The following is a 25,434-nucleotide window of genomic DNA, read 5'->3' on the forward strand; positions in this document are numbered from 1 at the left end:
CGATGAGTCCGCCGTCACACCCGATGTGCGTGAACTTCGCCGAACCTCACGACGTCTTAACGATCGGCTGATACGCTGCGATCGGCCTTGACAGCCCGTGGTCGTGGTATGTCCGAAAGGAGGTGGTCGGGATGATTCCTGGTGATACTTGCAGTTCGCCGGAGAACCCTCACAGTCCGAGGACAGTCCATCCGTCCGCCTCCATCTGCGTCCGGCCACTCCCGCGCGCTCCCACTAGGGTCGAGCGCGCGCTGCGCGCGTGGCCGGCGGGTTAGGAGCATCCCATGGCCATGACGCGAGTCCGCCCCACCCGTGCACTGTTCAAGACGCGCCGACCGCAGGACGCGCGGCGGCAGGGCCCGGCCGCGCGCCGCTCCGCCGTCATCGACTGGGCCGCCTACATCGACGGCCACCGCGTCTGCACCGACACCGTCGGGGACGCCGTCCGCCTCATCCGCGACGGCCGCCTCACCCCCGAAGGGGAGAGCGCCGGGTTCGTCTGGGTCGGCCTGCACGAACCGTCGTCCACCGAACTGGCCGACCTCGCCGAGGTGTTCGGCCTGCACCCCCTCGCCGTCGAGGACGCCATCGACGCCCACCAGCGGCCGAAGCTGGAGCGCTACGACGACGTCCACTTCGTCGTGATGAAGACCGTCGGCTACGTCCCGGGCGAGGACGGTTCGGAGGTCGTCGAGACCGGCGAGATCATGATCTTCTGCGGGCCTGACTTCGTCGTCACCGTCCGGCACGGCACGCACGGCGAACTCGCACCCGTCCGGACCGGCCTGGAGGACGACCCGTCCCGGCTCGCGCTGGGCCCCGCCGCCGTCCTGCACGCCATCGCCGACCGCGTCGTCGACGGCTACATGACCGTCGCCGACGCCGTCCAGGAGGACATCGACGAAGTCGAGGAGGCCGTCTTCTCCCCCGAGCGGACGGACGAGTCGCGCCGCATCTACCGGCTGAAGCGCGAGGTCATCCAGCTCAAGCGCGCCGTCGGCCCGCTCGCCGGACCGCTGCGCAACCTGTCCGGCCGCCGCTTCGTCCCCGCCGAGATCAAGGAGTACCTGCGCGACGTCGAGGACCATCTCACCCGCGTCCGCGAGCAGGTCGAGTCCTACGACGAACTCCTCAACCCGATCCTCCAGGCGCACATGACGCAGGTGACGGTCGCCGACAACAAGGACATGCGCAAGATCTCCGCCTGGGGCGCGATCTTCATGGTGCCCACCGCCATCGCGGGCGTCTACGGCATGAACTTCGACTTCATGCCCGAGACCCGCTGGCGCTTCGGCTACCCGATGATCCTCGGCGTCATCGCCCTCTCGTGCGTGGCCCTGTACCGGGGCTTCCGCCGCAACGGCTGGCTCTAACCCAGGAACTCCCGCACGACCTCGGCGAACGCCTCCGGGGCGTCGTCGTGGACCCAGTGCCCGCACCCGCCGAACTCGCGGAGCACGGTCCCGGGACGCCGCGCGGCCATCTCGCGCGCCATCGCCGTCGGCAGGACGAAGCTCTCCGTGCCGTGCACGAGCAGCGCCGGGCAGTCCGACCCCGTCCAGTCGTCCCACCAGTCCCCGACCAGCGCTTCCTGCGAAGCGACCATGTCGTCGTGGTCGAACAGCAGGCCCCACCCGTCCGGCCGTTCGACGGCGCTCTCCAGGAAGTACCCGGCGTCCGGTATGCCCTGCGCCTCGATGCCGCGCCGCAGCCCGTCCAGCGTCGCGGCCCGGCGGGGCCAGCCGCGGACGTCCAGCACGGGGTTCGGCACCTCGGGCGGCCGGTTGTACGCGCCGCCCTCCTCGACGATCAACGCCCGGACCAGCTCGGGGTGCCGGGCCGCCAGCCGGAACGCGACGACCCCGCCCATCGAATGCCCGAGGACGGCCGCGGGCCCGGCCCCGAGTCCTCGCAGGAACGCGGCGGCATCGGCCACGTACTCGTCCGGACCGTAGCTTTCGGCCCGTTCGCTGTGCCCGTGGCCCCGCTGTTCGAGCGCGATCACCCGATGCCGGGGCGCGAGCGCCGCGGCCAGCGGCGCGAAGCACCGGCCCCGCCCGAAGTGCCCGTGCAGCGCGAGCACCGGCACGTCCCCGCCGCCGTCCAGCCAGGCGAGCCGCAGGCCCCGGACGGTCGCGGACCTCTCGATCATCATGTTCTCCGTTCGTGCGGCGACGACCAGGTCAGCAGTGCGACGGCGAGCGCCGCGCCCGCGGCGACGACGCGGCGCGATCGAAGGCGGCGCCGCCGAGCACGGCCACGCCGAGCGCGCCGCCGAGCTTGAACGCGGTCTCGTTCACGGCCGCCGCGGACCCGGACCGGCCGGCCGGGGCCGCCCGCAGCATCGCGGTGCTCGCCGCGTTGACCGTCGCGGCGTTGCCCGCCGAGCTGGGCGGCGGCACCGGCAGCAGCGCGAGCGCCGTCTCGGTGGGCGTGAAGCCGCGCTGCTCCTGGAGGTAACGCGTGAGCAGGAACAGCACGCCCATCAACGCGAAGAACCCGGTCGCCGCCGCGATCGCGGCGGGCCAGAACGCGCGGTCGGTCACCATGCCCGGGGCGAGCAGCGGGTGCGCGGCCCGCCGCAGCCGGACGGCGAGCGCGGTCAGCATGCACCGCCGCGACGGCCGCCCCCGCGAGGGTCGCCGCCGCGCTCCGGTGCGGCGCCTCGATCAGCGTGTGGACGACGGCGACGAACGTCCAGCACGGCGCCCGCGACGTCCAGTCCCGCCGCGCGTCCGGGCACGGCGGGCACGACGGACACGATCGCCCCACCGGCCGCGAGCAGCACCGCGTGCGTTCGCCAGGAAGAGCGCGCGCCAGCCGAAGTGCTCGGTGAGCAGCCCGCCCGCCACCGGCCCGGCCACCATCCCGGCGCTCGCCGCCGCGCCCCACGCCGCGAGCCGCCCGCGCAGCTCGGCGGGCGGGAAGACGCTCCGCACGATGGCCAGCGCGGACGGCGTGATCAGCGCGTTCCCGACGCCCTGGACGGCACGCGCGGCGATCAGCTCGCCGGGCGTCCGGCGGCCGCCGCGAGCAGCGAGGCCACCGCGAACACGGCGATCCCGGCGAGCAGCACGCGCCGCGCGCCCGCCCGTTCGGCGAGCGCCCCGGCGGCGACGAGCGTCGAGGCCAGCGCGAGGACTGCCGCCTCGGTGATCCACTGCAACTGCCCGCCGGTGGCGCCCAGATCGACGGCGATGGACGGCAGCGCGACCGTCACCGCCATGACGCTCACGCTCATGACCAGCAGCGCGGCGCACAGCGCGGCCAGGACGGGCAGGCGGCGCGGACGCCCCGCGCGGGGCGGGCCCATGGACGGCCTCCGATCTCGGGAAGCCGTTAACATAACGACCGTTATGCTCGATTGGCAAAACGATCGTCATGCGAATAGGCTCGGCCACCGTGGCCCGACCCCGTGACCCGCAGCGCCGCGCGCGGCTCCTCGACGCGATCGTCGACTACCTCGCCGAGCACGGCATCGCGCAACTCTCGATGCGCCCGCTCGCCAAGGCGCTCGGGCACAGCACGTACGTCCTGACCCACCACTTCGCCACCAAGGACGAACTGATCAGCGCGGTCCTCGAACACCTGGACCGGCGCCAGAAGGACAGGCTCGAAGCGCTCCCGGCCCCGCCGGACGGCACCCGCCTCGGCGCCGTCGTCCGCGCCTCCTGGGACTGGCACCTCGCCGAGGACCTGCCCATGGTCAAGCTGCTGCACGAGATCGAGGGCCTGTCGGCCGCCGGTCGCCTCACCGGCCCGTACGTCCCGAAGATGCTCGCGGGCCGGGCCGAGTACGTCGCGGAAGTCCTGCGCGACCACGGCGTCCCCGCTGACCTCGCCCTGCGCCGCGCGACCCTGCTCAACGCCGCCTACGCCGGGCTCCAGATCGACTACCTCACCACCGGCGACAGGGCCCGCGCCGAAGCCGCCCTCGACGACTTGGCCGCCCTCGCCGACTCCTGGACGCCCGCGCGTTAGCCCCTACGCGCGGCGGACGGCCGGGCCGGGGTACTCCGGCACGAACTCCGAGGCGTCGTAGACGAGACGGGCCGCCAACCCGAACGCCGGTGCACGGGCGGCGCGTTCGTCATCGCGGACGACTTCAGTTCGACGTCGAGGCTGCGGTCACACCGTGCGGCTCGCGCGCGGTCCGTCGAGGTTCCACGACACGATCCTGGTGGGCGTGATCCGGATTATCCCCCGGGACGCGCCGGGACGGTGCGGTTCCTGGTCGGTCGCCGCCACCGCGGTGCCCCGGATCTCGATGCCCCGGGGCGCCCACGGGTCGATCGTCGCCAGGTCGTCCACGACGAACGAGACCGTGCTGCCCCGCTGGATGTTCCGGAACTTCTTCGACGTCTCCAGCGCGCCCCCGCGGATGGAGACGATGCCGGTGTCGGCGTCGACCTGGAAGTTGGTCGGGTTGTTCTGCACCTGCCCGTCGGGCGAGACGGTCGCGAGCCGTCCGATGTGCTGCGTGGCCAGGTAGTCGAGTTCCGCCGGAGTGAAGATCACGAGTCGAATTCTTCCATTCCGATCGGTCACCGGGGCGCGGCGTTCTCCAGGTCGTCGATGTCCCCGGACATGATCGTCCGGACGTGGTCGGTGATGTGCCGGAGCGGCCAGTCCCACCAGGCCACGGCGAGGAGACGGTCGATGTCGGCGTCGTCGTACCGGCGGCGGACGAGCCGGGCCGGGTTTCCGCCGACGATGCCGTAGTCGGGGACGTCGTCGACGACGACGGAACCGGACGCGATGATCGCCCCGTGGCCGATGCGGACGCCGGGCATCACCATGGACCGGTAGCCGAACCAGACGTCGTTGCCCACCACGGTGTCGCCCCGTCCGGGCAGGTCGGAGATGAGGTCGAAGTGCTCGGCCCAGGAACCGCCCATGATCGGGAAGGGGAACGTCGACGCGCCGTCCATGCGGTGGTTGGCGCCGTTCATGATGAACCGCACCCCCTCGCCGAGCGCGCAGAACTTCCCGATGACCAGCTTCTCCGGCCCGTAGTGGTACAGGACGTTGCGGGTCTCGAACGCGGTCGGATCGTCTGGATCGTCGTAGTAGGAGAACTCCCCCACCTCGATCAGCGGCGAGGTGATTAGCGGTTTCAGCAGCACCACGCGCGGCTGCTCGGGCATCGGGTGCACCACGGTCGGGTCGGCGGGAACGGGCATGGTCGTTTCCTTTCGGTTCAGGCGCCGGTGGCGGGCGCCGGTCGCAGGGCGAGGTGGGCGCCGCGCCAGCGGCGGCGGAGGCGGCGGTCGTGGCTGACGACGACGAGGGCGCCCGCGTAGCCGACCAGCGCGGTCTCCAGGTCCTCGACCAGCGCGGGGGACAGGTGGTTGGTGGGCTCGTCGAGCAGCAGGACGTCCGCGGGCTCGCCGAGCAGGCGCGCCAGGGCGAGCCGCTGCCGCTGCCCGGTGGACAGCCGGCCGACCGGCACCGTGAACAGGTCGGCGTCGAACAGGCCGAGGGAGCGGAGCCGTTCGGCGTGCTCGGCGGGCGCGCCGGGACGGCCGCGCGCGAAAGCCGCCAGCAGCGTCTCGTCCGGTTCCCCGGGGCGCGGGTCCTGCGGGAGGTGGCCGATCCGTCCGCGCCGGGTGACGGCCCCGCCGTCGGGGGTGAGCTCTCCCGCGAGGACGCGCAGCAGGGTGCTCTTCCCCGCCCCGTTCGCTCCGGTGACCAGCAGGTGCTCGCCTGCCTGCACGGTGACGTCCGTCCGGTCTAGGCGTCCGGTGACGGTGATGCCGGCGGCGTCGAGCACGACGCCCCGCAACGGGCGGGCCTGGAGCGCGGGGGTGAAGCGCAGCGGTTCGGGCGGGGGCGGGACCGGGTCGGCGAGGAGGCGGCGCAGCCGTTCCTCGGCGTTGCGCACCCGGCTCGCCAGCGACTGCTGCACCCGGCCGCCCGCCCGGTCGTAGGCCATCTTGTTGCCGTCCTTCATCGGACGGCCGGGCGCGACCCGGCGGGCGGTCGTCGCGGCGGTCTCGCGTAGCCCGTCGACGTCGGCCCGCCACTGCTCGTGGGCCTGCGCCCAGCGGCGGCGCGCCGCGGCCTTCTCGGCGAGGTAACCGGCGTAGCCGTCGCCGTACCGGACGACGCGGCGCCGATCGGCGTCGACTTCGAGCAGGCTCGTCGCGACGCGTTCGAGGAAGGCCCGGTCGTGGGAGACCGCCACGGTGGTGCCGCGCCGGGCGCGCAGGTGCTCTTCGAGCCAGGTCAGCGCGGCGTCGTCGAGGTGGTTGGTCGGCTCGTCCAGCAGCAGCACCTCCGGCGCGGCGGCCAGCAGGGCGGCGAGCCGCAGCCTGACCCGCTCGCCGCCGGACAGGCCGCCGACGGTACGGTCGCGGTCCACGAGCCCGAGGCCGAGCCCGTGCAGGGCGCGTTCCACGCGGGCGTCGGCGTCGTAGCCGCCGCGCAGCTCGAAGACCGTCGTCAGGTCGCCGTACTCGGCCATCGCCGATGGGTCGCCGTCCGCCATCGCCGCCTCCAGGCGGCGCATCCGCGCCTCGATCGCGCGGAGGTCGCCGAGGGCCCGGTCGATGACCTGCCGGACGGTCGCGTCCGGCGGCAGCCGCTCGTCCTGGGCGAGGTATCCGACGCCGCCGTCGGCCTGGACGACGAGGTCGCCCCGGTCGGGCCGCTCGCGTCCGGCGAGCAGGCGCAGCAGGGTGCTCTTGCCGGAACCGTTCTCACCGACGATTCCGGTGCGCTCGCCCGCGGCGAGCGAGCACGTCACCGCGTCAAGGACGAGCCGTCCGTCGAAGGACTTGGTGACGTCGAGGGCGGTGATCTGGGTGGGCATGCGTGCGCTCCGAAGCATTCGAGGACGGGACGGTCCGGCTGGACCGCGTGACCGGGTGAACGCTTCGGAAGAGCATCGGCGACTCCACTAGTGCGACGGATGTAACATTAAGAGCGTGCCACAACACCGGTCCACGATCAAGCGGGTGATCGCCGGATGACCGCTCCGGCAGCGGACGGCGCCCGCCGCCGTCCCGGCGGGCGGACCGCCCGCATCCGCGCGCAGGTGCTCGACGCCGTCCGCACCGAGCTGGGCGAGCACGGATTCGACGGGCTCACCATGGAGGCCGTCGCCGCCCGCGCCGGGGTGCACCGCGCGACGGTGTACCGGCGCTGGGGCGATGTCGGCGGCCTGCTCGCGGACGTCCTGGACGCGGCGAGCGACGACGACTGGCGGCCACCGGACACCGGCTCCCTCGAAGGCGACCTGGCGGCACTGAACCAGGAGATCCAGGACGGCATGGCCGCGCGGCCGCCGATCATGGCGGCCCTGATCGCCGCGTCGTTCCGCTCCGAGCAGGCCGCCGACGCCCAGCAGCGGCTCTGGGACGACCGGTACGCGCGCTGCGAGGTCGTCGTCGAGCGGGCCGTCCGGCGCGGCGAGCTCCCGCCGGGCACCCACGCGCGGAGCCTGCTCGTCGCCGCGACCGCGCCCATGTACCACCGCCTCGTGCTTCTCCGCACGCCCCCCGACCCGGGCCTCCCCGGTCACGCGGCCAGAGTCGCCGCCCTCGCCGCGGCCGCGGGCGCCTTCACCGATTGAGGCAACCGGGAAGGCGGGGTCGGGATAGAGGAGGGTGTCAGCACTCCCTAGACGTGGAGGACACCCATGAAGGGACCCGGCCGATGGCCATGGTGAGCCCTGCACGGAACGGACGGGACGACGCGCGGATCGTCGCGGAGTCCCTCGACGATCCGGAGGCGTTCGGCGAGCTGTTCCGCCGGTACGGGCCCCGGATCCACGCGTACGTGCGGCGACGGCTCGGGCCCGCCCTCGCGGACGATCTCCTGTCGGAGACGTTCGCGATCGCGTTCCGGCAGCGCGAACGGTTCGACGGGCGCGGTGAGTTCGGCGCGTGGCTGTGGGGCATCGCGAGCAACCAGATCGCCCGGCATCACCGGCAGGAGACGCGGATGTACCGGGCGTACGCCCGGACCGGCACGGACCCCGCCGAGGACGGTGTCGCCGAGCGGGCGGCCGAGCGGGCGACGGCGGCGGCGCTCGGACCCCGCATGGCGAAGGCGCTGGCGTCGCTGAACGCGAAGGAGCGCGGCCCCCTGCTGCTGCTGGCCTGGGGCGAGATGTCGTACCCGGAGATCGCGGCGGCGCTGGATCTGCCGCTCGGAACCGTCAAGGCCCGCATTCACCGGGCCCGCAAGAAGCTCCGCAAGGCCCTCCCTGAGGAGAAGAACGATGGATGAGATCGACGTCCTGCGCGGGATGCGCACCGCGCTCGCCGAGGAGGAGCACCCGGAGGTCCTGGCCGGGCGCGTCGACTGGCGGAACGCTCCTTCGGCGCCCGTGGCGCGGCGGTCCCTGTCCCGGCCGCGGCTGGCGATTCCGCTGGTCGGCGTGGTCGCCGCCGGTGCGGCGGCCGCGGTGGCGCTGGTGCCGGGCGACGGCGCGGGCGGCGAGGTGCGCGCGGAGCCGGGGAACATGCTGCTCGTGGCCGCCGAGAACGCCGAGAAGACCCCGACCGGCGAGTACTGGCACACCGAAACGGTTCTCGGGGAGATCTACGCGGTCGGCGAGAGCGCGAAGAACCACTACCGGGTGGACTCGCGGCAGCGGATCGTCCGCTGGAGTTCCGTGGACGGCACGGGCCGGCAGACGAACGTGGACGAGGCCGACCGTCCGCTGACGTCCGAGGACATGCGGAAGTGGCGGGCGGCCGGGGCACCGAAGATGGTCGAGGTGCCGAACTACGAGACGGGCGGCCCCGACCCCCTGCTGCTGTCGATGACCTACGACGGCGCCGGGCCCGCGATGCCTCTCGACGACGAGTACTTCGGCCTGTCGGCGAAGGAGATCGAGGCGCTGCCCACCGAGGCCGGGGCGTTGCGGGACGTCCTGCTCGGGCTTGAGGGCGACTGGCACGCTTACACGTCGGACGACACCGGGAAGGAGCCGATCCGGGCGCTGGAGGGCGCCGAGCGGACGCGGGCGCTGAGCGAGGTGGCCGGGGAGCTGCTGTCGACGGCTCCGGCGCCGCCGAAGGTGCGGGCGGCGGCGTTCCGGTTGCTCGCCGAGCTGCCGGGCGTCAAGGCCGGGGGCGAGGCGACGGACCGGATGGGACGCCGGGGGACCGTTGTCTCGCTGCCGCTGGAGACGACGATGCCGTTGGGCCTGTACACCGCGCCGAAGCAGCTCGGCACCTACACGCGGCAGTGGATCATCGACCCTGAGAAGGGCGCCCTGCTGGCGATCCGCGACCTGGTCGCGACGCCGCCGAAGGGCAGCCGTCCGCTCCCGCCGGGCGACCTCGGGCAGCAGCGCAGTCTAGACGCCGAGGACATGCCGGACCGTTTCCACAAGCCGGGCGAACTGGCCGGATACCGGCTGTTCGCCGTGGCCGAATGGACGGACGAGCGGCCGAAGTGATCGCGTGATCGTGCCCCGGCGCCGTCCACGCGGGCGCGCCGGGGCACGAACGGCCGGGCCGATCACTGTCACCCGCCTACGAAGAGAATGTGCATCTCGCCATGCTTGAATCCACTTCTCCGATGTGAGGAGTGCATGGTGGGTGTGCGGAGCCTGGTCGTGGCGTGCGTGCTGGTGGCGTCGGGTCTGTTCCCGGTCCGCGCGTTGGCCGCGCCGGACGGCGGGTGCCCGGCGCGGTGGGTCGCGAGCTGGACGGCGAGCCCGACGGACGGCGTCGTCCCGTTCGACGCGTCGCTCGGCGCGGTGCCCACGACGCTCGACGACCAGACCGTCCGGATGGTGATCACGCCGCACCTGGGGGGCTCGTCGGTGCGGCTGCGGCTGAGCAACCGGTTCGGACGGGGCCCGCTGACGTTCGGGCGGGTGACGATCGCGCCGCAGGCGCGGGGCGCGGCCACGGGGGCGCAGGTCCCGGTGACGTTCGGCGGCTCGGCGTCGGTCACGGTCCCGGCGGGCGAGGACGTCGTCAGCGACGCCGCTCCGCTGACGTTCGGCGCGTTCGTCCCGCTGGCGGTCAGCATCTACGTGCCGGGCAGGTTCGACGGGGCGACCAAGCACTGGAACGCGAACGCGACGTCGTACTACGCGGACCCGCGCACCGGTGACCGCACCGGCCGGACGGGCCCGGACGGCTTCCCGAACGAGACGCTGAGCTGGCTGTTCGTCACCGGCCTTGACGTCCGGTCGGACGCGCGGGCGGTCGTGGCGTTCGGCGATTCGATCACCGACGGCTTCGTCGGCGGCACCCCGTTCGCCATCCCCGCGGACCGTTCGGTGGCCGACGAGAACGGGCGGTACCCGGACGGGCTCCAGCGGCGGCTGGACGCCGCCGGACTGGGGATCTCCGTCGTCAACGCGGGCATCGGCAGCAACCAGTTGCTGGGGAGCCTCGGCCTCATGGACGGCCCGAGCGGCCTCGACCGGTTCCGGACGGACGCGCTCGAAGTCCCCGGCGCGTCCGGCGTCCTCGTGCTGGAGGGCATCAACGACCTCGGCCTCGGCATCGGCGTCACCCCCGCCGACCTGCGGGAAGGCTACGTCGAGTTGATCGGGCGGGCGCACGCGGCGGGGAAGCGGATCTGGCTCGGCACCCTCACGCCCGCCGCGAACGCCCTCGTCGACGGCACGCTCACCGCGCCGAACAGCGAGCGGTACCGGCAGGAGATCAACGCGTGGATCCGGACGCAGAACCTCGCGGACGGCGTCGTCGACTTCGACGCGGCCCTCCGGGACCCGTCCGATCCGTCCCGGCTCCTCCCCGCGTACGCCAGTCCCGACAACCTGCACCCGAGCCCGGCGGGCTACGAGCGGATGGCCGCCGCCGTCCCCCTCGACCTCCTCGACGCCGCGCCGACGGCCCCGTCCCGATGTTGATCTGCGGCGTGTTGCCCTTATGGGCGCCCGAGTTAGGGCAACACGCCGCAGGTCAACGAACCCCGGGGAAGCTAGGCCGGTGCGGCGGCCAGGACGTCGGCGGCGATGTCCGGGTAGTCGGTGACGATCGCGTCCACGCCGAACTTCGCGAATCGCGCCATGTCCTCCGGGTCGTTCACCGTCCAGACGGCGACGGGCAGCCCGGCGGCGTGGGCGTCGTCCACGAGACCGGGCGTCGTGAGCGCGTGTTCGGGGGACAGCGCGGTCGCACCGGCGGCGAGGGCGGACGCGACGGGATCGTGCGGCGAGCGTCCCGCGAGCCAGCGGCTCCCGGGGACGAGCGTCTTGCGCTCGACGAGCGCGACCCGTCCGAACTCCGCCGGGGTCCGGGCGAGGACGCGCCAGTCGAAGGCCAGCAGGCGGCCGCGGGCGGCGAGACCGGAACCGCGCAGGACGTCCACGACGGCCGCGACGAATCGCGAGACGTCGGCATCGGACCACGACGGGTCGGTCTTGAGCTCCACGGCCAGGTCGACCCCGGACGGGGCGACCAGCCCGCATACCTCCGCGAGCGTCGGGATCCGCGTCCCCGGCACCGCCCGCTGCGTCCCGGCGAACGCGTCGGCGGCCCGCCGGGAGCCCGCGTCGAGGGTCTTGAGCTGCGCGAGGGTGAGATCCCGGACGGCCTTCCCCACGTAGGGGAAGGCCGGGTCGTCCGGGTGGGCGGGGCCGGTGTCGGCGAGCGTCACCGGCGAGACGACCTGGTCGTGGCCGAGGACGACGACGCCGTCGGCCGACAGGCCCACGTCGAGTTCGACGGCGTCGACGCCCAGGTCGAGGGCGCGGGCGAAGCCGGGGAGGGTGTTCTCCGGCAGCAGGCCCCGGGCGCCGCGGTGGCCGTGCAGCTCGACGGTACGGATCACGGAGAGCAACCGTACCCGCCCGGGGTGACCGCGGGTGACGTCCGTCAGACGAGCGGGCGAAGCTGGAGCGTCTGGTCGCGGCCGGGGCCGACGCCGATCGCGGAGATCTGCGCGCCCGACATCTCCTCCAGGGCCCGGACGTACGCCTGCGCGTTCTTCGGCAGGTCCTCGAACGTCTCGGCGCCGGTGATGTCCTCGCGCCAGCCGTCGAGGTATTCGAGGATCGGCTTGGCGTGGTGGAAGTCGGTCTGCGTCGTGGGCAGTTCGTCGACGCGCTCGCCGTCCACGTCGTAGGCGACGCACACCGGCACGCGGTCGAGCCCGGACAGCACGTCCAGCTTCGTGAGGAAGTAGTCGGTGACGCCGTTGACGCGGGTGGCGTAGCGGGCGATGACGGCGTCGAACCAGCCGCAGCGGCGGTCGCGTCCGGTGGTGACGCCGTACTCGCCGCCGGTCTTGCGGAGGAACTCGCCCTGCTCGTCCAGCAGCTCGGTCGGGAACGGGCCGGAGCCGACGCGGGTGGTGTAGGCCTTCAGGATGCCGATCACCCGGTTGATCTTCGTGGGGCCGACGCCGGAGCCCGCGCAGGCGCCGCCCGCCGTCGGGGACGACGACGTCACGAACGGGTACGTGCCGTGGTCGATGTCGAGGAGGGTGCCCTGCGCGCCTTCGAGGAGGACGACCTTGTCGTCGTCCAGGGCCTTGTTCAGCACGAGCGTGGTGTCGGTGACGAACGGGCGGAGCCGCTCCCCGTACTCGACGTACTCCTGGACGATCGGGCCGGTGTCGATGCGGCGCCGGTTGTACACCTTCGTGAGGACCTGGTTCTTCTCGCGGAGCGCGAGGTCGAGCTTCTGCGTGAGGATGTTCGGGTCGAACAGGTCCTGCACGCGGATGCCCATCCGGTTGATCTTGTCGGCGTAGGCGGGGCCGATGCCGCGTCCGGTGGTGCCGATCCGGGCCTTGCCGAGGTAGCGCTCGGTGACCTTGTCGAGGGCCCGGTGGTGGGGCATGATCAGGTGCGCGTTTCCGCTGATCAGCAGCCGTTCGCAGCTCACGCCGCGGGCCCGCAGGCCGTCGATCTCCTCGATCAGGACGGCCGGGTCGATCACCACGCCGTTGCCGATCACGGGCACGACGTCGGGGGACAGCACCCCCGAGGGCAGCAGGTGCAGGGCGTAGCTCTTGTCGCCGATGACGACGGTGTGCCCCGCGTTGTTACCGCCCTGGTAGCGGACGACGTAGTCGACGTCTCCGCCCAGCAGGTCGGTGGCCTTGCCCTTCCCCTCGTCCCCCCACTGAGCCCCGACCAGAACGATCGCCGGCATGCCTCACCCTTCCCACGACGAAAGGCCCCTCGATCGCAAGTGCGAAAGGGGCCTCTTGCGGTCAGATCGTACCCGCATGTCGCCGTCGAGAAAACCCCGGCCCCGGTCGCGACCCTGGTCAGCGGCCCCGGCCCGCGGCCCGGCGCGGCCAGTGCCGGTCGGCGAACAGCCGCGCGACCAACTCGCCGCGGCTGGACGCCCCCGTCTTCCCGAAGATCGTTTTGACGTGGTCGCGGACGGTGTGCGGCGAGATGACGAGTTCGTCCGCGATGCCCGTCGTGGACAGGCCCCGCGCGATCAGCTCGGTGATCTCCAGTTCGCGCACCGACAGCCCGTACGCGTCCGCGATCAGCGGCGCGAGGTCCGCCCCGGCGGCGGGCTGGACGATCACGGCGGTGGGGCCGGGCGCGCCGCCGGGGCCCTCGGTGCAGGTCGCGTGGCAGACGAGCCACCGCCCGTCCCGGGTGCGGACCCGCACGCGCGGGGCGCCGCGGTCGCGCCCCGCCGCGACCGCCCGCGCCTGCGCGGCCGTCCCGACCAGCCAGATCGGCAGCGGCGGCCCCAGCGGTGACCGCGCGGACGGCCCGGCGGCGACGCGCGCGAGGTGGTGCCGGGCCTCGTCGTTGATCGAGACGGGAACCCCGGACGGGTCGAACAGCACGAGGCCCGGCCCCGGCTCGTCCGGCCCGGCGGGGCCGGCGCGGGCACGGCGCGCGTCCGCAGCGTCCGGCGAGCGGCGCCGACAGCCCGGCGACCAGCGCCACCTCCCCCGCCCCGAACGGTTCGCGGCCCTTCTCCCGGAACAGGCTGACGACGCCCCACGGACGCCCGCCGACCCGCAGGACGGCGCGGAGTTCGTCCCCGACGCCCTGCCGGGCGAGCAGCTTGCGGAACTGGACGCTGCGGGCGGGCAGGCCGCCGGTGCTGGCCCGCAGCCCGGCGGCGGGCACGGCGGCGCGGGCCAGTTCGCGGAACGGGACGACGCTCTCCTCCAGCAGCGCCGTCTCCCAGTAGGCGAAGCAGTCCTCGCCGCGGCCGAGGTTCTCGACGTGCATCGGCGCGGTGACCAGCCCGGTGCCCGGGTCGGTGACGGACCAGGCGGCGGCCTGGAAGTCGACGAGCCGGCGCAGCCGCGCGGAGACACCGCCGAACAGGGCGGACGCGTCGGTGGCGCGTTCGGCGCCGTCCAGCAGCGCCCGCACGGCGCGTCGATCGGCCATGCGGCCCAGTCTGCCCGCCCGCGCGGCGACCCGTACCCCCTCGAACGGGGGGTCGCGGGACGGGCGGGTCCCCGAGGCGGGGGGATGGGGCGGGCGCGGCGCGGCGGCGAGGCTCGGGCCATGGAGATCGCGATCATCGGGGCGGGAGCGGCGGCCGTCGGCCTGCTGGATTCCCTGGACCCCGCCGCCGTGGAGTCCGTCACCGTCTACGACCCGGCGCCGCTGCCGTGGCGCGGCCGCCCGTACGGGCCCGACCTGGAATCCGTCCGCGTCAACGTGCCGCCGGAGATCATGTCGATCCGGGCGGGCGACGTCGAGCACTATGCCAAGTGGCTCGGCGATACCGGCGAGTACGACGACGAGCGGCTCGGGCGTCCGGTTCCGCCGCGCGCCGTCTACGGGCGGTACCTGGAGGAGACGGCCGCCGCCGCGCTCGGCCGGTTCGCCCGGACGGACGTGGTGCGGGCGGCCGTGACCGGCCTGGGCCTCGGCGCCCCGGGAGAGCGGGTCACGGTCGAGACGGCCGGGGGCCGCCGCGCGGCCGACGCGGCCGTCCTGTGCGTGGGCGGCGGGACGGGCCCGGACCTCTACGGGCTCGCGGGCGCGCCCGGCTTCGTCGCCGACCCGTACCCGCTGGAGCGGACGCTCGACGGCGTCCCCCGCGACCGGGACGTCGCGGTCATCGGCGCCGGGCTCACCGCCGTGGACATCGTCGTGTCGTTGGCGGCGCGCGCGCACACCGGGAGGATCAGTCTCGTGTCCCGCAGCGGGACGTTGCCGCACGTCTGGCAGCGGCCGATGCGGACGGACGTCCGGTACCTCACGCCCGACCACCTGCGGGCCCTAGACGGCCCGGTGACCCTCGACCGGCTGGAGGCGCTCGCCCGGACCGAGCTGGCCGAGGCGGGCGACAGCTGGGACGACGTCGCGGCGTTGATCGCCGCGTCGATGCGGGGCGATCCGGCGCGGGTCCTGCGCGAGCAGTTCGACGACATGGACTCGCCGCTGCCCGGCCGCCGGATCGTCCGGACGGCCACGCACATCGCGGGCCCGGTCGCGTGGCGGCGGCTCCCCGAGGCCGACCGGCGGCGCTTGCGCGCCCACGCGCGCACGATCCTGGCGCAGGCGTCCCCGATGGTGCCCCGCAACGCCGCCGTCCTGCTGGACCTGCTCGACGCCGGAACCCTCGAAATCCTCTCGGGGGCCGCCGGGATCGAGGAATCCTCCGGACGGTTCCGCGTGCGGCACGCGGCGGGCGTCCGCGCCGCCGACGTGGTGATCAACGCGGTGAACCCGCCCGCCCACGCGGTTCCGCGGGCGGCGGGGCCGCTCGTCTCGTCCCTGCTGGGGCAGGGGGCGGCCCGGCACCCGGACGGCGGGCTCACCGTCGATCCGGGCACCGGGCGGCTCGTCGTCGGGGGCCGTCCCGACCCGCGCGTCCTCGTGGCGGGGGACCTGGCGGGGGACGGCCCGTTCGTGACGTCGTCGATCCCGGGCCTCGCCGGGCTGGCGGCGCGGGCCGCGAGGGTGCTGGTCAGCCGCCGTTGAGGGCGTCGGCCGCTTCGGCGCTGCTGTCGCGCAGGAACGACTTGCAGCGGTCGGCCTCGGCGTCCTCGCCGATCGCGGCGGCGGCGCGGCCGAGCGCGTGCAGGGCGCGCAGGAACCCGCGGTTCGGCTCGTGCGCCCACGGGATCGGCCCCTGGCCCTTCCAGCCGGCGCGGCGCAGCTGGTCGAGGCCCCGGTGGTAGCCGGTGCGGGCGAACGCGTAGGAGTCGATCACGCTGCCCTTGGCGAAGGCGCGGTCGGCCAGTTCGGCCCAGGCGCCCGGGTGGTCCGGGTGGCGCGCGGCGACCTCGAACGGGTCGACGCCGTTCTCCAAGGCCGTGCGGGCCTCGGTGTTGTCCGGGAGTTCGGTCGGAGGCGGGCCGCCGAGCAGGTTCTGGGTCATGCCGGTCATCGTAAATGGCCGCGACCAGTGCGATTCAACCCGGGCGTCCGGGGAGCGGGAGCGCGTAACGGGCCAGGCCGTCGCGGTAGGCGGGGACGGCGTCCGGCCACATGCTGTGCAGGGCCGACACGGCTTCCCGGTTGCCCGGCAGGACGTCCGCGCCGAACTCGCGGACGCCGCGCCGTCCGGCCAGTTGCGCCAGGAACCGGATCAGGACGGTCGCGACGCCGCGCCGCTGCCAGGGGTCGCACACCAGGACGGCGATGTCGGCGCACGCGGGACGGTCCGCGTCCCGGCAGTATTCGGCGATGCCGATCATGTCGCCGTCCAGGAGGGCGACGAGCGCGTCCCGGTCCCAGTGGTCGAGACGGTTCATGATCGTCACGTAGTGGTCGGGGATGCGGGGGGTGCCGGAGAAGAACCGGGTGTAGAGGCTGGCGGTGGACAGGCGGGCGGCCATGCCGCGGAGCCGCGCGCCGTCGGCGGTGCCGTACGGCCGCACGCGGACGCCGTCCAGGGAACCGATGTGCGCCGCGTCGCGCACAGCGAGTTGCGTCATGAAACCCATTGGACCGCATCAGGGTTTCATGACGCAACTCTGTTTGGTCAGGCGTGCCGGGCGGGACGGGCGCCGAACTCCTCGGCGAGGAAGTCCTCCCAGGTCCGGTGGCCGAAGTCGATGCCGTCGACGGCCAGGTTCGCGCCGTCCTTGTACGCGCGGCCGACCTTGCCGGGCATCGCGACCGGCAGCAGCGGCCGCCGCTTGCCGCTCGCCCGCAGGTAGTCGCGCTCCAGGTCGGCCATGTCGTACACCGTCGGGCCCGCGAGGTCGCGCACCATGCCGGCGGGCGCGCCGAGCGTCAGCTCGACGAGACGTTCGGCGACGTCCCGCGCGTCCACCGGCTGCCACCGCATGGCGCGCGGCGCGGGCATCACCGGCAGCTTCGCCATGCCCTGCAAGGCCGCGAGCACGAAACCGTGGAACTGCGCCGCGCGCAGCGTCGTCCACGGGACGCCCGACTCCTCGACGATCCGCTCGGCGGCGAACTTCTGCCGGAAGTACCCGAGCGGCACCGAGCCCGCCCCGATGACCGAGATGTACACCAGGTGCCGCACCCCGGCGGCCTTCGCGGCCCGCACCAGGTGCCGCGCCGCCTCGTCGTCGCCCTTGCGGCCGCCCGCCAGGTGCACGACGGTCTCGACCCCCTCGACCGCGCGGTCCACGCCCTCGTCCTCGACCAGGTCGCCGGTGACGAACTCGACGCCGCCGCGCGGCTCGCGCGCACTGCGGGTGAGCACCCGCACGGGCCGTCCGGCGTCGCGCAGCAGCGGCACGACGAGGCTGCCCAGGGTGCCGGTGCCTCCGGTGACCAGGATGGGTGACGTCATGGCTCCTCCTACCGTGTGGAATCACCCGAACGACGGGGTGCCCGGCGAGGACGTGACATCGCGGCGGAAATTCTTTAGCGGGGTTCCTTCTCTCTGGTGCGGTGGCTGAGCCCTTCGGCCACGCCGATCAGGAGCACCGAGGCGATGACCGCGATGACGAAGCCGAGCACGTTGAGTTCCCAGATGCTGCCGGTGCCCAGCAGGTTGGCGATGGTGCCCCCGATGACGGAGCCCACCAGGCCCAGCAGGAGGGTCGCGAAGATCCCCAGGCGCTGCTTGCCGGGCTTGATCAGGCGGGCCAGCGCGCCGATGATCAGTCCTGCGACGATGAAGCCGATCATGGACGGTCGTCCCCTTCCCGTCGCTGCGTGTGGAGCGACTGTCGCCTGCTGACCTGCCCGGACAAAGTGCGACAAAACCGGCGGTGGCGGGGGTCACGCCGCGACGGGGGCGTCCCAGTCGATCGTGTAGCGCTGCTCCGGACCGAGCGTCCGTTCGGGGGAGAGGAACGTCCGGGTCATGACCGGCATCATGAGCTTCATCATCGTCCTGCCCACCGGACCGACCGTCTTGCTGCCGTTCGTCCGGTTCCCGCGATCGATGATCTTCTCCGCGCGCGCCCGGCGCAGGCGCTCGTAGGCGGCGAACGCGCCCGGCGGCGGGCCGGGCAGGTCGCGCAGGCAGCGCGCCAGCTGCACCGCGCTCTCCACCGCCTGCGACGCGCCCTGCCCGGAACTCGACGACGGCGCGTGCGCGGCGTCCCCGACCAGCACCATCCGGCCGCGATGCCACGTCGGCACCTTCGGCATGCTCTCCAGCGACCCCAGCACCACCAGCGCCCCGGCGTCGGTGCGGGCCAGGACGTCCCGGGCCGGTTCGTCCCGCGCGTACGCCTCGCGCAGCCGCGCCAGCCACTCGGACGCCGGGACCGCGCGGGCCTCCGCCGCCGGCACCGGCCGGTCGTGCGGCAGGTTCGCGAACCAGGCCGTGCGGCCGTCCGGCTGCACCCAGTACCCGAAGAACCCGCGCCGGCCGAACACGAAGTACGACGAGTCGGGCCGCGCGGGCACCGCGATGTCGGCGGCCCCGCCGAAGTTCAGCAGCCGCGCGGCGAGCGGCTCCGGCGCGTCCGGGTCGATCAGGCCGCGGACCGTCGAACGGATGCCGTCGGCGCCCACCAGCACGTCCGCCTCGGCCGCGGTGCCGTCGGCGAACCGGGCGACGATCCGGTCCGGGTGCTCCTCCGCCCCGACGAGGCGCTTGCCGTACCGGACGTCGACGCCCTGCGCGGCCGCCGTCTCGTGCAGCACCCGGCACAGCTCGTCCCGCCACAGGCCGCGGCTCGGCGGCAGGCCCGCGGGCCCCGCCAGCTCCCCGATCCGCCCGCCGCGCCCGTCCAGCATCTCGCTGCGGACCAGCGGCTGCCCGATGCCGGACACCGCCTCGTCCGCGCCGACGATGCGCAGCGCGTCCAGCCCGTTCGGCGCGAGCGTCAGGGTGACCCCGACGCCGTCGGCCGTGCCCGGATACGCCTCGTACACCGTCGCCTCGATACCGGCCTTGCGCAGTGCCATCGCGGTGACCGGACCGGCGATGCCCCCGCCGATCACCAGCGCCGTCCTCGTCGTTCCCGTGCTCATGTGCGACTCCCGAACATTTCCTGCCATCTGCGGACGTAGTCGGGCTGCTTCAGCCCCTCGATCAGCTCGGCGACGAAGCGGCTCTCGGTTTCCAGCTGCGCGACCCGGTAGTGCTCCTCGACCAGGAACACCCACTCGACGCCCTGGTCCGTGGCGCCCCGGACCCGGCCGCGGACGTCCGCCAGCCGTTCGGCCAGCGCGGCCGAGCGGGCGTCCAGCAGCTCCACCGCCCGGTGCGGCGGCAGCACGCTCAGCAGCGACAGCGCGACCCCGAAGTGCGGATACTCGTCGCGCGGCCGGGCGACCAGCTCGCCCAGCCAGTCGTGCAGCTCGGCCCGTCCGGGGTCGGTCAGCGCGTACACCGTCCGTTCCGGACGCTGGGTGTCGCGGACCGTCTCCAGCTCGGCGATGAAACCGGCCTTCGTCAGTTGCTTCACCACCATGTACAGCGAGCCCCGGTTGTAGTTGACGCTGCGGTCCTGCTCGCTCTCCTCAAGCCGCCGGGCCAGCTCGTAGGGGTGCATCGGCTCCAGCATCAGCCAGGCGAGCACGGCCAGGGCGAGCGGATTGCCCACCTTGCGTCGTTGCGCCACGGGCGCGCCTCCTCGTCGTTCAGTTGATCCTGATTATCAAAGCTTGATTAGTCAGCATCAACTATATGGCCGTATGCGGCCGCCCGCGGAGGCGAACGGGACGGTCAGTGGCCGCGCGGCGCGTACATGATCACGGCCATCCCGGCGAGGCACACGAGCGCGCCGGCGACGTCGAACCGGTCGGGACGGTAGCCGTCCGCGACGACCCCCCACACGATCGACCCCGCGACGAAGATCCCGCCGTACGCGGCCAGCACACGCCCGAAATGGGCGTCCGGCTGGAGCGTCGCGACGAAGCCGTAGGCCCCGAGCGCGATGACGCCCGCACCGATCCAGGCCCAGCCCCGGTGCTCCCGGACGCCCTGCCAGACCAGCCACGCGCCGCCGATCTCCAGCAGGGCCGCCAGGACGAACAGCGCGATCGAGCGGGCGATCAGCACGGCGAAGCCTCCTCCTCGACGAACGGGTCCGGCCGGGTCTCCGGCCGCCCCGGCGAACGAACCCGCAGGTGGTCCCCGCGTGGCCGGACGGCTCAGCCTACGAACAGTTCGTCGACGATCGGGGCCGCGTGGGCCGGGGCCCGTACGTCCAGGTGCACGTCCGGGCCGTCGAAGTGCAGGCGGAAGCCGAGGAACGGGCAGCACTCCTGTTCGGCGGCGGCGAGCCGGGCGACCTCGGCGGCCCGGGACGCCGGGAGCGTCAGCCGCACGCCGCCGGGGACCCGCTCCGGACGGGCGTCCCCGACCGCGCGCCGCCACTCCTCGACGCGTCCGGCCATGCCGTCGCCGGTCAGCGCGCACGCGACCGGGGCGGGTTCGTCGAGGGCGGTGCAGTCGTCCCCGCAGGGTTCGGCGCGCCGCGGCATCGCGTCGAGGCGGCCGAGCGCCGTCCGCAGCAGGACGGCGAAGTCGTGCAGGCCCGCGGCGCGGCGTTCGGCGTCCGCGAGGCGGGCGGCGACGCGGGGGCGCAGGTCCGAGCGGACCTGCGCGCACGACCCGTCCGCCCACACGGCGAGCAGTTCGCGGATCTCGGCCAGCGGCAGGCCCAGGTGCTTCGCCGTGCCGATGAACTCCAGCCGTCGCACCGCTTCGTCCCCGTACGTCCGGTATCCGGCCGGGGTGCGTTCGGCGGGCAGCAGGCCCGCGTCCTCGTAGTACCGCAGCGTCGTCGCCGGGACGCCCGTGCGTTCGGCGAGCCGCGAGATCCGCATCGTGCCCATGCCGCCGACGCTAAGCGTTCGACCCGGCTCGAAGGTCAAGGGCTTTCGTCATGAAGACGCTGTTCGGGTCGGGACGGTAGTCCCCGAATGGCTCGCAGTAGCCGAAGCCGAACTTTTCGTAGAGCTTTCTCGCCGGTTCGAAGAAGTCGGCCGAACCGGTTTCGAGGCTCACCCGGGTGAAACCCGTCCGTCCGGCCTCGCCGATGATGTGCGACAGCAGGAGTGACGCGACTCCGCTGCGTTTCCGGTTGGACGCCGTCCGCATCGACTTAAGTTCCGCGTGTTCGGCGGTCAGCCGGGAGAGGGCGCCGCACCCCACGATGACCTGGGCGTCCAGCATCGACCAGAAAGTGACGCCCGGTTTACGGAGCGCGTCGAGATCGAAGGCGTGCTTGCTCTCCGGCGGCGTGATCGACCGCATTTCGCGGACGTGCCCGTCCAGGAACTCGGCGATCTCCGGCCCCGCGAGATCGTCCACGACGATGTGCATGCGGTTCCCCCAAGTGGCGCGTGCGGCTTCACGTTACCGGGGTCGTGCGAAAGGCGGATGTTTCTGGTTGGATCGCCGATCATGGGCCAGGTCGTGCGGGGAAGTGCGTGATGGAGCGGCGCGCCGGGGACGAGCCGGGCCGGGCGCCCGGGCGGCACCGTTCGCCGGACCCGCCGCCGGCGGCGGGTCGCGGACGGCTGCTGACCGCCGCCGTCGTCGCGTTCGTCGTGATCGGCGGCTCCCTCGTCGGCTGGGCGCTGGTCAACGAGCCGCCGCCGCCCGAACCCCGCGCCGCCGGGTGCGCGCCCGACTGCGCCGAGCCCGAACCGTCCGGATCGTCCAGTCCGTCGGAGCGACCGGGCGAGCCGGCCGCCTCCGACTCCGCGCCGTCCCCCTCGCCCTCCGAATCGCCAACCGAGAGCCCCGCCCCGGACACGTCCGAGACCCCGGACCGCGACGACGACGACCGCGGCCGCGGAGACCGCGACGGGTGGCGGGGCCGCGGCGACGACGACCGGCGCGGTTCGGGCCTGCGGACCGACTACAGCACCCGGGGCGACTGGGAGACGAACTTCATCGGCGCCGTCACCGTCACCAACCACGGCGGACGGCCCGTCGACGCGGGCGACCTGCGGTTCGGCTACGGCCGCGGCGTGCACATCACGTCCGCCTGGGGCGTCCCGAGCGAGTGGTCCGGCGGGACCGTCGTCGCGCGGCTGGGCGTTCTCCCGCCCGGCGGCAGCGCCACCGTGACGTTCCAGGCGTCCGGCGAGTCGTCCTCCCCCGACCACTGCAGCCTGGACGGACGGCGCTGCGGCTGACGCACGACGCCGGGGTTTCCGTCGGACGGGCGTCAGGCGGGGCCCGCGATCTCGGCGAGGGCGCGTAGCCCTTCGAGCACTTCGGCCGAGGTGGGGGCGTTCTCCGGGTCGCTGAGCGACTGGATCATCACTCCCGACATCAGCGCCGTCTGCGCCATGCCGAGCGTGCGGGCGGCGTGGTCGGGGACCGCGTCCTCGGGGGTGCTCCGCAGGATCCCGGCCATGCCGCGCCAGCCGCCCTGGACGCCCTCGGCCAGGCGGGCGCGCACGGCGGGGTTCCGCTGCGCCTGGAGGAACAGTTCCACGCTGGCCACCCAGAGGTCGGGGTGCGCGGCGAACTCTTCGATGAGGCCGTCCCACATGCGCGCGAAGCCCGCGGCGGGGTCGTCGCCCGGTTCGGGGGCGAGGGCGCGGCCGATGCTGTCGCCCCACTCGTCCAGCAGCTCGAACAGCGCCTGGTCGAGGAGCGCCTCCCTGGAGCCGTAGTGGTAGCCGATCGCGGCCGTGCTCACGCCCGCCGCGGTGGCGATGTCGCGAACGCTGGTGCGGTCGTAGCCCTTCTCGCGCAGGCAGCGCTTCGCGCCCGCCAGCAGATCCTCCCGGTTTCCCATGCGCGGGAGCGTACCAGCTCCTTGCACGATCGTTTTGCGCAAACGTTTTGCGCGATCGTGTTGCGCGATCGTGCAAACTCCGGTTACTGTTCCGGCCATCGCCTCGATCGACAGGAGAACGGACATGAAGAAGACCTCGGCGGCGGCTCTGGGCCTCGCGATGCTGGCCCCGTTCGCACCGGCCGCGACCGCCCACGCGGAGACCGACCCCTCGATCGTCGTCACCGACAAGGGGGCCGTGCGCGGGACCGTCGGCCGGCAGGTGCGGTCCTTCCAGGGGATCCCGTACGCGACGGCCGAGCGCTTCGCCGCGCCGCGCCCCGTCCCCGCCTGGACGGGCGTGCGGGACGCCGTCGAGCCCGGCAAGGTCTGCGCCCAGCCGGCCGGGCTGCCGATCGGGCGGGCGAGCACCGACGAGGACTGCCTCAACGTCAACGTCACCGCCCCGGTCGGCGCGACCGGGAAGCTGCCGGTCATCGTGTGGATCCACGGCGGCAGCATGATGTACGGGATGGGCCACCTGTACGGCCCGGACAGGCTCGCCGCGAGCGGCGCCGTGGTCGTGTCGATGAACTACCGGCTGGGCGTCACGAGCTTCCTGACGCACCCGTCCCTGCCGGAGTCGGGGAGCCTCGCGCTGGACGACCAGCGCGCCGCGCTGCGCTGGGTCCGCGACAACATCGGGGCGTTCGGCGGCGACGCGCGCAACGTGACGATCATGGGCCAGTCCGGCGGCGCCTTCGCCGTGTGCGGGCACCTCGCGTCGCCGACGTCCGCCGGGCTGTTCGACAAGGCGATCGTCCAGAGCGCGCCCTGCGCGACCCCGGGCAACGCCTCCCGCACCCGGGCGGAAGCCCTGGAGGACAGCGAGAAGGTGATCAAGGAGCTGACCAAGGAACTCCCGGACGGCGCGGACGTGGGCGAGTACCTGCGCGAACTGCCCATGGAGACGCTGCTGGCGGCGTACGGGACGGAACGGGAACCGCGTCCGATCAGCGGCACGCGGGACCTGCCGCTCCCGGTGGACGAGGCGTTCCGCGAGGGCCGGTTCAACCGGGTGCCCGTGCTCATGGGCGTCAACCGCGACGAGGAGAACGGCATGATCCTCGGGCGGGAGCTGGCCACCGGAAAGCCGATGGCGGACGACGAGTACGAGAAGGAGATCCGGGTCGCGTTCGAGGAGCGCGCGGACGCCGTCCTGCGGCGCTACCCGCTCGGCGACTCGGCCGGGCGCTCGCTGGCGAAGGCGAAGACCGACGCGATCTGGTCGGTGCCGACCCTCGACACGGCGCGCGCGCTGTCGCGCCGCACGTCCGTCCGCATGTACGAGTTCGCCGCGCGGGAGACCCCCTGGTACGTGGGGATGGGCGAGCCGAGCTTCCCGGCCGCCGCCCAGCACATGTCCGAGCTGGCGTACCTGTTCGACCTGCCCCTGTTCGAGAAGCTCACCCCCGGGCAGTCCGCGCTCGCCGACCGGATGATCGGCGCCTGGACGCGCTTCGCCGCGACCGGTGACCCGAACGGCGGCGGCGAGGCGTCCTGGCCGCGGCTGCGCGACGACCGCGGCCGGCACGGCCGGTACGTCCAGTCGCTGGCCCCCGGCGAGTGGAAGCGCGCCGACTTCGAGAACGACCACGAGTACCGCTTCTGGAGCCGCGGCGAGCGCTGAGCACGAGGAAAAACTTGCCGATCCGGTATCTTTGCCGGATCGGCAAGTTTCGTTTATGGTGGCCCGCATGGAAGACGAGGACGGCGGGCGCGCGATGGGCCTGCGCGAGCGCAAGAAGCTGGAGACGCGGGACGCGCTGAGCGCGGCGGCGATCGGGCTGATCGTCGAGCGCGGGTGGAGCGCGGTGACGATCGAGGACATCGCGGCGGCCGCGAACGTGTCCGTCCGGACGTTCCGCAACTACTTCTCCGGGAAGGCCGAGGCCGTCGCCGCCCGGCACGTCGACCGGATGCGCCGGGTCGCGGACGGGCTGCGCGCCCGTCCGGCGGACGAGCCCCTGTGGGACGCCATCGGCGCGGCCGTCCAGGAACAGTTCGGCTCCCCGCCGGACCGGCGTCCGCCGGACCCGGACGGCGCGGACGGCGCGGACGCGGAGGGGCTGCGGCGGCGGGCGGACGGGGTCCGGCTGCTGCTCGGCGAACCGGCGCTGGCGGGCGAGATGGCCAAGGCGCACGCCGCCGCCGAGGCGGAACTGGCCGCCGCGATCGCCGAGCGGACCGGGACCGACACCGCCCGCGACCTGTACCCCGGGCTGACGGCGGCGGTGCTCGGCGCCGCCGTCGGCGCGGCCATCGTGCACGCGCTGCGCGGCGACCGGGGCGCCCCGGTGGGCCCGGTCCTGCGCGAGGCCCTCGACCGGCTCACCGCCGGCCTCCCCACCCCGTGACGGAAGG

30 protein-coding genes are annotated in these 25,434 nt (G+C 73.7%); 10 read left to right on the forward strand and 20 right to left on the reverse strand.

All coding sequences use genetic code 11. The features are described 5' to 3' along the window. The first annotated feature begins 284 nt into the window (after nt 1-284). Nucleotides 285-1,373 carry a magnesium/cobalt transporter CorA gene (gene corA, locus BJF79_RS12935; RefSeq protein WP_075897368.1) on the forward strand — a complete coding sequence of 363 codons (1,089 nt, stop codon included), beginning with the start codon at nt 285-287 and terminating at the stop codon, nt 1,371-1,373. On the opposite strand, the gene BJF79_RS12940 is transcribed toward corA, so the two are convergent. From BJF79_RS12940 to BJF79_RS53160, 4 genes are read right to left on the reverse strand one after another with little or no spacing between them, the layout of a single operon-like run. Then, complete coding sequence (locus BJF79_RS12940) at nt 1,370-2,155, reverse strand: alpha/beta fold hydrolase (protein WP_075897370.1); 786 nt, start codon at nt 2,153-2,155, stop codon at nt 1,370-1,372. The genes corA and BJF79_RS12940 overlap by 4 nt on opposite strands. Before the next feature lie 28 nt (nt 2,156-2,183). Then, on the reverse strand, nt 2,184-2,609 hold the full coding sequence (locus tag BJF79_RS12945) for a hypothetical protein (RefSeq protein WP_075897372.1): 426 nt from the start codon (nt 2,607-2,609) through the stop codon (nt 2,184-2,186). Nucleotides 2,610-2,669: 60 nt separating this feature from the next. Continuing rightward, complete coding sequence (locus BJF79_RS57220) at nt 2,670-3,005, reverse strand: MFS transporter (RefSeq protein WP_262401949.1); 336 nt, start codon at nt 3,003-3,005, stop codon at nt 2,670-2,672. After that, complete coding sequence (locus BJF79_RS53160) at nt 3,002-3,313, reverse strand: MFS transporter (RefSeq protein ID WP_075897376.1); 312 nt, start codon at nt 3,311-3,313, stop codon at nt 3,002-3,004. The genes BJF79_RS57220 and BJF79_RS53160 overlap by 4 nt, the downstream gene beginning before the upstream one ends. Nucleotides 3,314-3,402: 89 nt before the next feature. On the opposite strand from BJF79_RS53160, the gene BJF79_RS12960 reads away from it, so the two are divergent. Beyond that, entirely contained in the window at nt 3,403-3,981 is a 579-nt protein-coding gene (locus BJF79_RS12960) for a TetR/AcrR family transcriptional regulator (RefSeq protein WP_075897378.1), read from the forward strand. Between the two features lie 147 nt (nt 3,982-4,128). On the opposite strand, the gene BJF79_RS12965 is transcribed toward BJF79_RS12960, so the two are convergent. Genes BJF79_RS12965 through abc-f form a run of 3 tightly spaced genes read right to left on the reverse strand, consistent with a single transcriptional unit; the run spans nt 4,129 to nt 6,814 of the window. Beyond that, nucleotides 4,129-4,518, reverse strand: coding sequence for a PPOX class F420-dependent oxidoreductase (locus BJF79_RS12965; RefSeq protein WP_262401942.1), 390 nt, complete (start codon nt 4,516-4,518; stop codon nt 4,129-4,131). A 26-nt stretch (nt 4,519-4,544) separates the two neighbouring features. Then, nucleotides 4,545-5,183, reverse strand: a complete 639-nt coding sequence (locus BJF79_RS12970) for a CatB-related O-acetyltransferase (protein ID WP_075897380.1) — start codon at nt 5,181-5,183, stop codon at nt 4,545-4,547. A 17-nt stretch (nt 5,184-5,200) separates the two neighbouring features. Next, on the reverse strand, nt 5,201-6,814 hold the full coding sequence (gene abc-f, locus BJF79_RS12975; protein ID WP_075897382.1) for a ribosomal protection-like ABC-F family protein: 1,614 nt from the start codon (nt 6,812-6,814) through the stop codon (nt 5,201-5,203). Between the two features lie 156 nt (nt 6,815-6,970). Here abc-f and BJF79_RS12980 point away from each other — a divergent pair, with 156 nt between their 5' ends. The 4 genes from BJF79_RS12980 (at nt 6,971) to BJF79_RS12995 (ending at nt 10,849) form a co-directional block, all read left to right on the forward strand. Then, nucleotides 6,971-7,576, forward strand: a complete 606-nt coding sequence (locus tag BJF79_RS12980) for a TetR/AcrR family transcriptional regulator (RefSeq protein ID WP_075897384.1) — start codon at nt 6,971-6,973, stop codon at nt 7,574-7,576. 83 nt (nt 7,577-7,659) lie between these two features. Then, the gene (locus BJF79_RS12985; protein ID WP_075897386.1) at nt 7,660-8,235 is read left to right on the forward strand and encodes an RNA polymerase sigma factor; all 576 of its coding nucleotides are present in this window, start codon (nt 7,660-7,662) and stop codon (nt 8,233-8,235) included. After that, nucleotides 8,228-9,415, forward strand: a complete 1,188-nt coding sequence (locus tag BJF79_RS12990; RefSeq protein ID WP_075897388.1) for a CU044_5270 family protein — start codon at nt 8,228-8,230, stop codon at nt 9,413-9,415. The genes BJF79_RS12985 and BJF79_RS12990 overlap by 8 nt, the downstream gene beginning before the upstream one ends. A 135-nt stretch (nt 9,416-9,550) precedes the next feature. Beyond that, entirely contained in the window at nt 9,551-10,849 is a 1,299-nt protein-coding gene (locus tag BJF79_RS12995) for a GDSL-type esterase/lipase family protein (RefSeq protein WP_083733388.1), read from the forward strand. Between the two features lie 71 nt (nt 10,850-10,920). On the opposite strand, the gene BJF79_RS13000 is transcribed toward BJF79_RS12995, so the two are convergent. From BJF79_RS13000 to BJF79_RS59670, 3 genes are all read right to left on the reverse strand, one after another. After that, a complete protein-coding gene (locus tag BJF79_RS13000) occupies nt 10,921-11,772 on the reverse strand; it encodes a glycerophosphodiester phosphodiesterase family protein (RefSeq protein ID WP_075897443.1) in 852 nt (283 codons plus the stop codon). Between the two features lie 44 nt (nt 11,773-11,816). Beyond that, a complete protein-coding gene (locus BJF79_RS13005) occupies nt 11,817-13,100 on the reverse strand; it encodes an adenylosuccinate synthase (RefSeq protein WP_075897390.1) in 1,284 nt (427 codons plus the stop codon). A 118-nt stretch (nt 13,101-13,218) separates the two neighbouring features. Next, nucleotides 13,219-13,761 carry a helix-turn-helix domain-containing protein gene (locus BJF79_RS59670; RefSeq protein WP_262401943.1) on the reverse strand — a complete coding sequence of 181 codons (543 nt, stop codon included), beginning with the start codon at nt 13,759-13,761 and terminating at the stop codon, nt 13,219-13,221. Here BJF79_RS59670 and BJF79_RS13015 point away from each other — a divergent pair. Next, nucleotides 13,724-15,868, forward strand: coding sequence for an FAD/NAD(P)-binding protein (locus tag BJF79_RS13015; protein ID WP_262401944.1), 2,145 nt, complete (start codon nt 13,724-13,726; stop codon nt 15,866-15,868). The two genes, BJF79_RS59670 and BJF79_RS13015, sit on opposite strands and share 38 nt — an antisense overlap. Here the strand turns inward: BJF79_RS13015 and BJF79_RS13020 are convergent. From BJF79_RS13020 to BJF79_RS13060, 9 genes are all read right to left on the reverse strand, one after another. Then, a complete protein-coding gene (locus tag BJF79_RS13020; RefSeq protein ID WP_075897394.1) occupies nt 15,855-16,277 on the reverse strand; it encodes a DUF3151 domain-containing protein in 423 nt (140 codons plus the stop codon). The genes BJF79_RS13015 and BJF79_RS13020 overlap by 14 nt on opposite strands. Nucleotides 16,278-16,302: 25 nt before the next feature. Next, nucleotides 16,303-16,827, reverse strand: coding sequence for a GNAT family N-acetyltransferase (locus BJF79_RS13025; RefSeq protein WP_262401945.1), 525 nt, complete (start codon nt 16,825-16,827; stop codon nt 16,303-16,305). A gap of 47 nt (nt 16,828-16,874) precedes the next feature. Then, nucleotides 16,875-17,657 carry an SDR family oxidoreductase gene (locus tag BJF79_RS13030; RefSeq protein ID WP_075897398.1) on the reverse strand — a complete coding sequence of 261 codons (783 nt, stop codon included), beginning with the start codon at nt 17,655-17,657 and terminating at the stop codon, nt 16,875-16,877. A 74-nt stretch (nt 17,658-17,731) separates the two neighbouring features. After that, nucleotides 17,732-17,998, reverse strand: coding sequence for a GlsB/YeaQ/YmgE family stress response membrane protein (locus BJF79_RS13035; protein ID WP_075897400.1), 267 nt, complete (start codon nt 17,996-17,998; stop codon nt 17,732-17,734). Between the two features lie 93 nt (nt 17,999-18,091). Further along, nucleotides 18,092-19,297 (reverse strand): FAD-dependent monooxygenase, encoded by a 1,206-nt coding sequence (locus tag BJF79_RS13040; RefSeq protein ID WP_075897402.1) that lies wholly within the window; start codon nt 19,295-19,297, stop codon nt 18,092-18,094. Further along, nucleotides 19,294-19,890: a PadR family transcriptional regulator gene (locus BJF79_RS13045; protein WP_075897404.1), complete on the reverse strand. Its 597-nt coding sequence runs from the start codon at nt 19,888-19,890 to the stop codon at nt 19,294-19,296. The genes BJF79_RS13040 and BJF79_RS13045 overlap by 4 nt, the downstream gene beginning before the upstream one ends. Before the next feature lie 104 nt (nt 19,891-19,994). After that, entirely contained in the window at nt 19,995-20,330 is a 336-nt protein-coding gene (locus BJF79_RS13050) for a YnfA family protein (RefSeq protein WP_075897406.1), read from the reverse strand. A 92-nt stretch (nt 20,331-20,422) separates the two neighbouring features. Then, the gene (locus BJF79_RS13055) at nt 20,423-21,109 is read right to left on the reverse strand and encodes a MerR family transcriptional regulator (RefSeq protein WP_075897409.1); all 687 of its coding nucleotides are present in this window, start codon (nt 21,107-21,109) and stop codon (nt 20,423-20,425) included. 10 nt (nt 21,110-21,119) lie between these two features. Continuing rightward, nucleotides 21,120-21,599: a GNAT family N-acetyltransferase gene (locus tag BJF79_RS13060; RefSeq protein ID WP_075897411.1), complete on the reverse strand. Its 480-nt coding sequence runs from the start codon at nt 21,597-21,599 to the stop codon at nt 21,120-21,122. A gap of 110 nt (nt 21,600-21,709) precedes the next feature. Here BJF79_RS13060 and BJF79_RS13065 point away from each other — a divergent pair, with 110 nt between their 5' ends. Beyond that, entirely contained in the window at nt 21,710-22,420 is a 711-nt protein-coding gene (locus tag BJF79_RS13065) for a cellulose binding domain-containing protein (RefSeq protein WP_075897413.1), read from the forward strand. Between the two features lie 32 nt (nt 22,421-22,452). Here BJF79_RS13065 and BJF79_RS13070 read toward each other — a convergent pair whose 3' ends face one another. Continuing rightward, entirely contained in the window at nt 22,453-23,031 is a 579-nt protein-coding gene (locus BJF79_RS13070) for a TetR/AcrR family transcriptional regulator (RefSeq protein ID WP_075897415.1), read from the reverse strand. A gap of 124 nt (nt 23,032-23,155) precedes the next feature. Here BJF79_RS13070 and BJF79_RS13075 point away from each other — a divergent pair, with 124 nt between their 5' ends. Together BJF79_RS13075 and BJF79_RS13080 are read left to right on the forward strand one after the other, a co-directional pair. Beyond that, nucleotides 23,156-24,700, forward strand: a complete 1,545-nt coding sequence (locus BJF79_RS13075; RefSeq protein WP_158079160.1) for a carboxylesterase/lipase family protein — start codon at nt 23,156-23,158, stop codon at nt 24,698-24,700. A 67-nt stretch (nt 24,701-24,767) separates the two neighbouring features. Next, the gene (locus BJF79_RS13080) at nt 24,768-25,427 is read left to right on the forward strand and encodes a TetR/AcrR family transcriptional regulator (RefSeq protein WP_075897417.1); all 660 of its coding nucleotides are present in this window, start codon (nt 24,768-24,770) and stop codon (nt 25,425-25,427) included. Nucleotides 25,428-25,434 lie beyond the last annotated feature (7 nt).

The organism is Actinomadura sp. CNU-125, from assembly GCF_001942465.1.
Classification (GTDB): domain Bacteria; phylum Actinomycetota; class Actinomycetes; order Streptosporangiales; family Streptosporangiaceae; genus Spirillospora.

Bases quoted from the DNA above. Each gene is read 5' to 3' on its own strand.
- BJF79_RS13040 (WP_075897402.1), bottom strand. From the start codon at position 19,297: ATGAGCACGGGAACGACGAGGACGGCGCTGGTGATCGGCGGGGGCATC.
- BJF79_RS13025 (WP_262401945.1), bottom strand. From the start codon at position 16,827: ATGACGCAACTCGCTGTGCGCGACGCGGCGCACATCGGTTCCCTGGAC.
- BJF79_RS13065 (WP_075897413.1), top strand. From the start codon at position 21,710: ATGGAGCGGCGCGCCGGGGACGAGCCGGGCCGGGCGCCCGGGCGGCAC.
- BJF79_RS12980 (WP_075897384.1), top strand. From the start codon at position 6,971: ATGACCGCTCCGGCAGCGGACGGCGCCCGCCGCCGTCCCGGCGGGCGG.
- BJF79_RS12945 (WP_075897372.1), bottom strand. From the start codon at position 2,609: ATGCTGACCGCGCTCGCCGTCCGGCTGCGGCGGGCCGCGCACCCGCTG.
- BJF79_RS13080 (WP_075897417.1), top strand. From the start codon at position 24,768: ATGGAAGACGAGGACGGCGGGCGCGCGATGGGCCTGCGCGAGCGCAAG.
- BJF79_RS12990 (WP_075897388.1), top strand. From the start codon at position 8,228: ATGGATGAGATCGACGTCCTGCGCGGGATGCGCACCGCGCTCGCCGAG.
- BJF79_RS53160 (WP_075897376.1), bottom strand. From the start codon at position 3,313: ATGGGCCCGCCCCGCGCGGGGCGTCCGCGCCGCCTGCCCGTCCTGGCC.
- BJF79_RS12995 (WP_083733388.1), top strand. From the start codon at position 9,551: ATGGTGGGTGTGCGGAGCCTGGTCGTGGCGTGCGTGCTGGTGGCGTCG.
- BJF79_RS12940 (WP_075897370.1), bottom strand. From the start codon at position 2,155: ATGATGATCGAGAGGTCCGCGACCGTCCGGGGCCTGCGGCTCGCCTGG.
- BJF79_RS13055 (WP_075897409.1), bottom strand. From the start codon at position 21,109: ATGGGCACGATGCGGATCTCGCGGCTCGCCGAACGCACGGGCGTCCCG.
- BJF79_RS13070 (WP_075897415.1), bottom strand. From the start codon at position 23,031: ATGGGAAACCGGGAGGATCTGCTGGCGGGCGCGAAGCGCTGCCTGCGC.
- corA (WP_075897368.1), top strand. From the start codon at position 285: ATGGCCATGACGCGAGTCCGCCCCACCCGTGCACTGTTCAAGACGCGC.
- BJF79_RS13020 (WP_075897394.1), bottom strand. From the start codon at position 16,277: ATGACCGGCATGACCCAGAACCTGCTCGGCGGCCCGCCTCCGACCGAA.
- BJF79_RS13075 (WP_158079160.1), top strand. From the start codon at position 23,156: ATGAAGAAGACCTCGGCGGCGGCTCTGGGCCTCGCGATGCTGGCCCCG.
- BJF79_RS12985 (WP_075897386.1), top strand. From the start codon at position 7,660: ATGGCCATGGTGAGCCCTGCACGGAACGGACGGGACGACGCGCGGATC.
- BJF79_RS13060 (WP_075897411.1), bottom strand. From the start codon at position 21,599: ATGCACATCGTCGTGGACGATCTCGCGGGGCCGGAGATCGCCGAGTTC.
- abc-f (WP_075897382.1), bottom strand. From the start codon at position 6,814: ATGCCCACCCAGATCACCGCCCTCGACGTCACCAAGTCCTTCGACGGA.
- BJF79_RS12970 (WP_075897380.1), bottom strand. From the start codon at position 5,183: ATGCCCGTTCCCGCCGACCCGACCGTGGTGCACCCGATGCCCGAGCAG.
- BJF79_RS13030 (WP_075897398.1), bottom strand. From the start codon at position 17,657: ATGACGTCACCCATCCTGGTCACCGGAGGCACCGGCACCCTGGGCAGC.
- BJF79_RS13035 (WP_075897400.1), bottom strand. From the start codon at position 17,998: ATGATCGGCTTCATCGTCGCAGGACTGATCATCGGCGCGCTGGCCCGC.
- BJF79_RS13005 (WP_075897390.1), bottom strand. From the start codon at position 13,100: ATGCCGGCGATCGTTCTGGTCGGGGCTCAGTGGGGGGACGAGGGGAAG.